Annotated in this window: 9 protein-coding genes and 1 pseudogene; 3 read left to right on the forward strand and 7 right to left on the reverse strand. The window is 39.1% G+C overall.

Annotation, left to right across the window (positions count from 1 at the left end; genetic code table 11):
* Positions 1-332: 332 nt before the first annotated feature.
* The 6 genes and pseudogenes from FNW02_RS29110 to FNW02_RS29135 form a co-directional block, all read right to left on the reverse strand.
* Positions 333-494: pseudogene (locus tag FNW02_RS29110) on the reverse strand (fasciclin domain-containing protein); the annotation flags it as partial.
* 115 nt (positions 495-609) lie between these two features.
* Positions 610-831: a hypothetical protein gene (locus FNW02_RS29115; RefSeq protein WP_191760943.1), complete on the reverse strand. Its 222-nt coding sequence runs from the start codon at positions 829-831 to the stop codon at positions 610-612.
* A gap of 193 nt (positions 832-1,024) precedes the next feature.
* Positions 1,025-1,168 carry an RNA recognition motif domain-containing protein gene (locus tag FNW02_RS38985; RefSeq protein ID WP_225225975.1) on the reverse strand — a complete coding sequence of 48 codons (144 nt, stop codon included), beginning with the start codon at positions 1,166-1,168 and terminating at the stop codon, positions 1,025-1,027.
* 355 nt (positions 1,169-1,523) lie between these two features.
* Positions 1,524-1,793: a hypothetical protein gene (locus FNW02_RS29125; RefSeq protein WP_191760944.1), complete on the reverse strand. Its 270-nt coding sequence runs from the start codon at positions 1,791-1,793 to the stop codon at positions 1,524-1,526.
* Positions 1,794-1,859: 66 nt separating this feature from the next.
* The gene (locus FNW02_RS29130; RefSeq protein WP_191760945.1) at positions 1,860-2,177 is read right to left on the reverse strand and encodes a hypothetical protein; all 318 of its coding nucleotides are present in this window, start codon (positions 2,175-2,177) and stop codon (positions 1,860-1,862) included.
* Positions 2,178-2,334: 157 nt separating this feature from the next.
* Positions 2,335-2,580, reverse strand: a complete 246-nt coding sequence (locus tag FNW02_RS29135) for a hypothetical protein (protein ID WP_191760946.1) — start codon at positions 2,578-2,580, stop codon at positions 2,335-2,337.
* A 613-nt stretch (positions 2,581-3,193) separates the two neighbouring features.
* Between FNW02_RS29135 and FNW02_RS29140 the strand changes: the two genes are divergently transcribed.
* The 3 genes from FNW02_RS29140 to FNW02_RS29150 all read left to right on the forward strand — a co-directional run bounded on the left by FNW02_RS29140 (position 3,194) and on the right by FNW02_RS29150 (position 5,210).
* Complete coding sequence (locus FNW02_RS29140) at positions 3,194-3,607, forward strand: GNAT family N-acetyltransferase (protein WP_191760947.1); 414 nt, start codon at positions 3,194-3,196, stop codon at positions 3,605-3,607.
* A gap of 325 nt (positions 3,608-3,932) precedes the next feature.
* Positions 3,933-4,646 carry a Crp/Fnr family transcriptional regulator gene (locus tag FNW02_RS29145; protein WP_191760948.1) on the forward strand — a complete coding sequence of 238 codons (714 nt, stop codon included), beginning with the start codon at positions 3,933-3,935 and terminating at the stop codon, positions 4,644-4,646.
* A gap of 180 nt (positions 4,647-4,826) precedes the next feature.
* Positions 4,827-5,210 carry a response regulator gene (locus FNW02_RS29150; RefSeq protein ID WP_191760949.1) on the forward strand — a complete coding sequence of 128 codons (384 nt, stop codon included), beginning with the start codon at positions 4,827-4,829 and terminating at the stop codon, positions 5,208-5,210.
* A gap of 218 nt (positions 5,211-5,428) precedes the next feature.
* On the opposite strand, the gene FNW02_RS29155 is transcribed toward FNW02_RS29150, so the two are convergent.
* Positions 5,429-7,546: relaxase/mobilization nuclease domain-containing protein (locus FNW02_RS29155; protein WP_225225976.1), on the reverse strand; the 2,118-nt coding region annotated here is incomplete at its 5' end.

Genomic DNA, 7,546 nt, shown 5'->3' on the forward strand with positions numbered 1-7,546 from the left:
ATCCTTTGTGTAATTTTAGTTGGCTCTCGTGAAAGCAAATACAGGAAAAAAGTACACTTGAATTTGCTTACCAGTTCATCTCTGTGTCTTGACAATATTTGAGAAAATTAGCATTTAACTATATTATTGACCTTATATAAAAAAATCTAGTCGCTTCTAACAAAGGCGAACTACTTAAAACAATAAATCTCTGAAAATACTGGATGAATAAATTGTTATCTGAAATCAAGATATTTGTAAATATATCTTAGTAAACACATTTAGACAGTAGTGGGGCGGTGATTATCTAGAATCACCACCCCACAAACAGTATTCTCTATTTCAGCGTTTATTTACGCAGGAATCAACACTGTGTCAATTATGTGAATAACACCGTTATCAGCAGCAACATCTGGTGTTGCAACAGTGGCATCATTTACCTTAACGCCCTTAGAAGCATCAATTTTCACTTCCGTTCCTTCAACTGTAGTAGCTGACTTCAGCTTAACCACTTCTCTCTAAGCTGGATTTGTCACTTTTTCATCCACCATACTGACAAATGTGTAATTTCCTTAACCTGTCACGGATGGGCTACAACGAGGGACAAGAGTAGCGTAGCTAGTTCTGCACTTAGATATGTCCCAAGTCCCAATCTGGCATTTCTTGATAACAATGGCTACAACGCCAGTAAATACCACCTACACTCATATGACGGAGTAAACTGTATGAGCAGCAAGGGCAACGATGCTGACTCCACATAGGTTGCCAGATATAGGTAGTTGTATGTCCTTGGTTGTTATCAGTTATAGTATGAGTCAGTAATTGGCTCGATTCTTTTAATAAAGCTTGCATTTTTTCATCTCCTTTGTATTAATGTCCGACTTATATTCCACTAGAGTCAGTGACGCTAGCTTGTCGTTGAACCTACACGGATTTATGAAATGCTGTACTTAGTATTAGCTCTATTGACTTTGAGAGTACGTCCCATCCACTCAATACCCCTTAGCTTCAGAATTGCTGCTGCTTCTTCTGCACCAGTCTCCATTTATACAACGGCAAATCCTTTATTAGCGCCAGTTTTCTGGTTTATATAGACTTGAATTTTCTTAATATCTCCATGTTCTGAAAATATCTGCATGAGGTTCTCTTCTTCAACCTCATAAGCTAGATTGCTGACATAAATTGACATAAAAAACCTCCCAATTCAAAATATATATAAATTGAGATTCGGAGAAGATTTTATTGATGAGTTTAGTTACATATCCGAAAATAATCTCTGATAACTTAATTATAACTTACTCCCCAAAGTTTTGCCGTGAAAATATCTACCATTCATATGTATATGAATTGCTGAGTAAGATTTTTATAAACAGAGTTACTACTAAGAAATTTAATTACTTATAGAGCTTGTTAATATGCAAATACAAATCAACTTCAGTCATTCTAGAAAAATTCAGTAAAATATCCTACCCATACTCAAGAGATAGACTATAAGAAATATCAATTCATAGCGCTCATGGTAAGATTGGGCTAAATTTATCTTCTTATCTAATGTTTTTGCCAAAATCAGATGCTCTGTTTTGTGCTTCTTCAACTCCGGCATTCAGTGCTTGACGTGGTGTGTCGTAGCAGCCAAATAGACACGAGTCAAAGTCGGCTAAGGGAAAGAGATTGCGCTCTAATACATTATGGGTGGCAATTGCATATGAATATTTCCCTTTATTTAAAGGGTGGGAATGTACCGCTGCATACCACGTTACATTAATTCCAAACTCTGATTTCATGCCATCTTTTTCCAAGATTGGTTTGTCCATTATCGCTTGATACTTCATGATTTTAGTTGCTAGGTGCTGATTTAAATAAAAGCTAACGTATCTTAGTTATATGCCGATAGCAAAGCGTCTGTGTAGGAGAATTGCTCCTAAATTGGCGAACAGACACATGCTTCCTAGTCCCAATAAAATGTATGTGGGAGCCATAACTACTCCGATCGCGAACCAAGCAAATACGTGCAGCATCATCAATAAAGCAAAGATACTAGCAATTACAGCACTTGGCCAAATCTCAAGAGCGGGACGACACAATAATGTCAAACCTATTGTCAACGAAGTAGCAATTAGGTTGACCGGAATTAGAAAGGCACAAATACCAATGCAGTAAGTGCTTGAGAATACCGTCAAGATGTTGAACTCTAACATTAATTCTCCTATGTTAAGTTGCCAAATTTTAGATGAATATTTGTCCTGAGCCGAAACTATCCCGTTAATCAGATCTTAGTGAAGACACACTAAAAATTTGAACCACCAACTTCTTGGTGGTTCCAAAAAAACATCGTATTAGCTACTAGTAAAGCACTTAAGCAGGAAAGAAAGTCTGGATAATTACTGCTCTGGCGAACCCTGAAACACCAAGCACTAACAAAATACTAGTAAAGAATAGACTGATTCGAGGGTTAGAATCTAGTTTTTTATCTTCTCTACCACCTGTAAAGAATAAAGACCAAGCTTGGGAAGCATTGATAGTTTTAAAGCTATTAAAGTCAGGTCTGAAAACAACAGAACCAAATAGCTCAGGAGATTTAAAGTCTAAATCATTGTTCATGTAAACAAGTATAACAAAAGTTTTGCTAAATAGCTCCTGTTATGATAATGACATACAGAGAAAGGCAAAGTAGACATGTCGAGGGTAGCGGTCATCTAGTTTCCTGGTGATTTAGGGAGCTAAGTTTAGGATATCGCTCAAAATCTATCAATATGTGATACCGTTCCTACCACCAGTAATATAAATACATCTACGTCTCGGCAGACCCCTCCATTAGCGTGAACTGTTGAGCCACGACATCGCAAGGAAGTTTCCCAGTAATGGCTGCTGAAAACCTTTACTACAAGTGATTAGCAGCCAAAATAAAATAACCTGGTTCTACCTACTTTTCTTACTAGTATTAGCTTATTTGCTCAGAGTACAGTACAAACTATGCGGTAATAAACCTATTGCATATAAAAAATCCTGGATAAATGCCAACTCTATCGAGATTGCAATTTATCCAGGGTTGTAAAGTATACATTTATGGCACGTAAAAACGTCAACTTAGTATTCCCCAAAATTTTGGGATTTGAATCTGTTAGTGTTCAGCCTTAAGTATCCTTGGAAATTGTTAGAGAAGCCAATTTTCTAGTTCAAGCACATTACCCAACATCCAAGAGTTTACTTTGAAATGCCAGAAATTACCTACAAAACTGATTTAGATAATGTTGACTGGGCAGAAATGAAAACAACATTACGCCAAGATGCCTTTGACAATGGGCGCAGTCCAGAACAGCTTAAAATATCGTTTGAAAATAGTTACGCTGCCTGTGTTGCCTACGCCAATAATCGAATTGTTGGCACTGCCCGCGTTTTGTCTGATGGTGTTTGCAATGCTTATCTTGTTGATGTCTGGACACTCAGCGCATATCGTCGTCAGCGTGTTGCAACAACAATGATACAAAAGCTACTGAGTCGATTAAAGGGGCAACACGTCTACTTATTTACAGATGATGTTCCCGAATTTTACGCGAAACTTGGTTTTGTAGAGCAACCTATCGGCATGGGACAAGTCATCGAAACATGGTTGATAAATGAGTCATAGGATTAGTGTGAGAGTTGGAAACAGATGGGGGGTAACTGATTTAAGCGATCGCATTTGTGTTAGTAGGTTGTGCGGCATAACAATTCGGGTGCAGCGAATTGTCATCTGTAAGCTCGCCTAAGTTTAGTCATTCGTCACATCAATATATCTAGTCATTGCGCTACACAATTGGGCTAATTCGTGTAATCGGCAATTGAAAACGCTTCTATATCCAGAGCCATGAGGCATTGGCTCTTGTAGAGATTTGATTGTGAGTGCTACGTTGTTGCTATGCTTGAAGTGAACTTAGCACTATTAAGATCATTGATGTTAGGAGGCATCTGTGATGTCTACTCATCAAAATATACCATCACAAAAGCAAAATCTACTGCTTGCCAAATTACCTCCTGATGAGCTAGAACGCTTGCATCCTCATCTGGAAATAGTCTCGCTCTCTCTGGGACAGGTGATCATCGAGCCAAATGAGCCTATCCTATATGTCTATTTTCCTGTTAACTCATTGCTCTCTATGGTAACAGTGATGGAGGACGGCTCAACAGTCGAATCCGGCTGTATTGGGCATGAGGGGATGGGAGGTGTGCCAATTCTTTTGGATGCAAACACAACACCGATGCAGACGTTAGCACAAATCCCAGGACAAGCCGTGCGTGTCAAAGCTACTATCCTCAAAGAGGCATTCGACAGAGGGGGCGTGCTGCAAAAGCTTCTCCACCGTTACATACATACAATCATTGTTCTTGGTTCACAAAGTGCAGCCTGCAACCGGATTCATTATGTAGAAGCAAGGCTGTGCCGTTGGTTGTTAATGAGCAGTGATGGTGTAGGGTCAGACTCACTTCCCCTCACGCAAGAATTTCTGTCCACAATGCTTGGTGTTAGGCGTTCTGGAGTTAGCGAAACTGCAAGTAAACTTCAGAGCAGGGGCTTAATCCGTTACCAGCGTGGGCAGATCCAGATTGTTGATAGAAAAAGCTTGGAAACAGCCGCCTGCGAATGTTACGGCATAGTCAGGGCAGAATATAAACGCTTGTTTGGCTAAAGCTTTAACATCATTTGAACTAATGGGAGTTTGGGGGCTATAAGTCTGGCGCTATAACAATTTTGATTTATATATCCGATACCGGACAGACTAAAGATTGTATGTGTATCTATACTTAGAAAATTTGGCATCTTTCTAGTACTGACGGGAGAAAAAGCTATTTTTTCTCAAATAAAACTAATGCAGGATTTTATTAAGCGTATATTAATTTGTGATGACGTAGCTGATAACTCAATTCTGATGAAAACGATTCTAGAAGCAGAGTCATGCCAGATTGAGATTGTTGAATCGGGAGCAGCGGTGCTAGCTTTTCTTGAAACAAACCCTTGCCCACCTGACCTGCTAATACTAGATGTAATGATGCCGAAAATGGATGGATTTGAAGTTGTTCAACGTATCCGACAATCGAATAAATTTCAATTCCTTCCTATTTTGTTGGTGACAGGTTTCGCTGAAGATGATGTCAAAAAGGCTGTAGATATAAAAATTGATGGATTTATCCAGAAGCCTATTGATCATGATGCAGTAATCGCTCAAATCCAAGCAATTTTAGACCGGAGTTGATGGTTTGGCATCAGGCAGTGAGCCGCTAAATTTAATTGTAACCTCGCTTTTCGCTTCCATAACTTACCCTTGGCTCATCAAAGACTTAAATTTTTTGCTCTTGATTTTATCAGGGTTAAGGTTGACCCTATATATACCGCTCGTTCCATAATCAATTGGTTGGCAGTGGCTCCCACCGTAAGTATTGAGCGAAGCGGGGTGTCTAGTTGCGCCATTGCCTAGAGAGAGATTCCTTTATTTTGTCTTCTTTCTTTTTGTTCTGCTGATGATATTATTTGTTGTAATACGCACTCTGCCTCTGACCAAAGTTGAATATCTTCTTTCTCTATTGACCCCACATTAATCGGTGAATACTCAAGCTCACCTGACGAGTTTCGGTTGACAGATACCCGGAAAATTTCACCTCGTTCATCATGGGTAAATACTAGTTCTTTATCCTGTTTTTCCAGAGTTGCACGTTTAAATCTTAAGCTATTCTCCCCACTTTCTTTTAATTGCCAATTGATTAAATCAACAGCAATAGGTACAGCCATCGCTAAGAATTCTTGGCTAAGAAGTTGTTCTTCTTTGAGTAAGACTTCTAGCTCATCCGGCTCAGATACCAGATTAGAGTTAGCGATTAGTACCAATGCTCTCGCTTCATCTTGTGTCCATCCGGCTGGGCTGGCTAGTATAATTTCTTCAACTTCTTGGGCTGGCTTATTATCTAATAGCGCCTTCTTAGCAATTTCTTTATCTCGGTCAGTCACTAATAAATTATGCAAGTCGCTGCTGTAATACTTGTATAACTCGGCTGTTTGGTTTGGGGTTAGCTTTGGTTTAGGAGTAGTTATAGTTTGAGCTTTATTAAGAGCGTTCGCATCCACTGTTATTTGTGATTTCTGGAGTTGCTTCAAATAAATGATCGCTGCTTCCAGGTCATCGAATGTGGTTTTTCCTCCTGATAGCTGCTGGTTATATTGAGAGAGTTGTTCTGTTAATTCTGGTAACGTTTCACTTAGGGAAGACTCAACTACTGACTCTTCTATAAAGCCAGAGATTGTATCTACAGTTTTTTGTAATAAAAGTTGTTGTTCTTTTTCAAGAATAGCCGCTAATACTTCGTTGAATGTGGTTCTGGCTTGTGATAGCTGCTGCTGATATTGAGAAAGTTGTTCTGTCAATTGTGGTAACGTTTCACTTAAGAAAGACTTAACTACTGACTGTGATATAAAGTCAGAGATTGCATTGATGAGTTGTGAGTTTGCTGGTTGTTCAGTATCTGATTTAGCTAGGTATATATTGGTTTTATTTTCGAGTATATTTTGAGTTTTAACAGGTAATCTTTTCGTTATTACTTGCTGATTAACTTGGTTATTAGCTACAGATTCTAAGAAATTATTTAAGCGTTTAATTTCGCTATCGTCCCTTTTAGGGTTGTAGTTTATCCCCAATTCTGTCTGAAGTTTGGCGAAAGAACACTTATATTTATTGAGATTACCTCCCTGTTTCCACAGGAGTCGGGGCGAACCATCTTCATTAACTGAGCCAACATCAATACCAAATTTAATGCCCCTTACCCCGCCGTGACTGTAATAACTGACAAGAGCTTTTATTTGATGCTCTCTCCATAATCGCTCTATTAATTGGGGCATTGTTGGTTTATTTACTGCCACCTCTTCAATCGCTCGGCGCATTATTTCTTCACCTGGAAGCCCCAAACTCTCGACTCGTTCCAATTGGTTCCGAGTCATAGCTTTACGTTTACTTTCCCAACTACTCTGTACTGGTGTTAGCTTAAATTCTCGCTCTAGTAGTCGAGCGGAGTGTTCCGAGTGGGCGTAATTGTTCCAGGTACGAATAGATTTACCATCTAGGTTATTGACCCTAGATGCAACGATGTGAGTGTGGTCGTGTTCTTTGTCAGAGTGTCGGGCAATGAAGAAGTCATAAGCTGGTAGTTCTGTATCTATAAATTCATTAACTAGCTGTTTGAGTTTGGTGTCAGATATTCTTTTTCCTGGCTGTTTAACTTGGGATTCGTCACCTTGAAGCCGCGATAGTACAATGATATTTGCAAAGTGACGTTGGGATAGATTAGCTAATTCGTCATCATTTAGTGTTCTATCATTTTTCGGTACTGACAGCATTAAATGATAGCATGGGTCTTTAAGCTGAGGATTAAGATGGGCTGATAAGGTAAACTGTTCTACCAGTTCATTGGTACTTTTCCCGTACATATTCCCGCCAATGATTTTGGCTTTCTCTTTCTCAAGCACATATTTAGTAGTGCCACGAAATGATTTGTTAGCTTTGACTTTTGTAATCATTGCGCTGCACCTCTCCCGTAGGTTGAG

This window comes from Komarekiella delphini-convector SJRDD-AB1, from assembly GCF_014831675.1.
Lineage (GTDB): Bacteria > Cyanobacteriota > Cyanobacteriia > Cyanobacteriales > Nostocaceae > Komarekiella.